The organism is Oleiphilus sp. HI0043, from assembly GCF_001634935.1.
In genome coordinates this window covers 1-1,027 of record NZ_LWEY01000654.1, presented here as the reverse complement: position 1 = coordinate 1,027, position 1,027 = coordinate 1, and the positions used below count along the sequence as shown (strand labels likewise).

Sequence of the window (1,027 nt, the reverse complement as noted above, 5' to 3'; positions counted from 1 at the left end):
AGGCCGGGCTATATCAAGCATTCATAGCCTAGAGTGTGAGATAAACACCTAGATAGCCAACAACACCTAATACCACAGTATATGGCAAGGCCATAACCACCATCTTGCCATATGATAAACGCACCAATGGCGCTATCGCAGAGGTCAACAAGAACAAGAAGGCCGCCTGACCATTTGGCGTTGCAACACTAGGTAGGTTTGTTCCGGTATTAATCGCTATGGCAAGCTTTTCAAAATGCTCGCGACTAATAGAACCGGCATCAAAGGCACTCTTCACTTCATCGATATAAACAGTCGCAACAAAGACATTATCACTAATCATCGACAGTACTCCATTCGCAATGAAGAACATGCCAGGCTGGGCACTTTCATCAAGCGACAGAACATAGTTAATCACACCCGAAAATAAGTGCAGCTCATGAATTACACCGACAATCGTGAAAAAGACAACGAGTAAAGCTGTAAACGGTAATGCCTCTTCAAACGCTTTACCAATTTGATGCTCTTCATTGATCCCAGTAAAGACAGTTGCAAGAATAATGACTGTTAAACCAATTAGCCCTACCGCAGCCAAATGCAAAGCTAGTGATACGCATAACAGTACTGCCACTGCACCTTGAGCAATCAACTTAGCTTTAAATTCCGGGGTCATTTTAGCCTTCTCTTCCTGATCAAAGTTTTCTAGAATCTTCCGAACCGAGCCTGGAATCTTAGCCCCGTAGTCAAATTTTTTGGTTTTCTCTAACAGAATACAAGTAAGCAAGCCAAAAAACAGAACCGGCATTGTAATCGGTGCCATTTGCAAGAAAAACTCTACGAAGTCCCAACCCAGTTTTTCAGAAATTAGTAGATTCTGAGGCTCACCCACCTGTGTACAGACACCACCCAAGGCAGTCCCTACAGCACCATGCATCATCAAGCTACGTAAGAATGCTCGAAACTGGGCAAGGGCCTGACGATGATCCTCATGAACGTCATCATCATCTCCATGGTCATGATCAATATGATGAAACTTCTTGCCCGACGC

Annotated in this window: 1 protein-coding gene; it reads right to left on the bottom strand. The window is 44.0% G+C overall.

All coding sequences use genetic code 11. From position 1 onward, the window contains the following. Positions 1–28: 28 nt before the first annotated feature. Positions 29–1,027, bottom strand: a 999-nt coding sequence (locus tag A3729_RS07850; protein ID WP_068633573.1) for an SLC13 family permease, incomplete at its 5' end; no start/stop codon positions are given.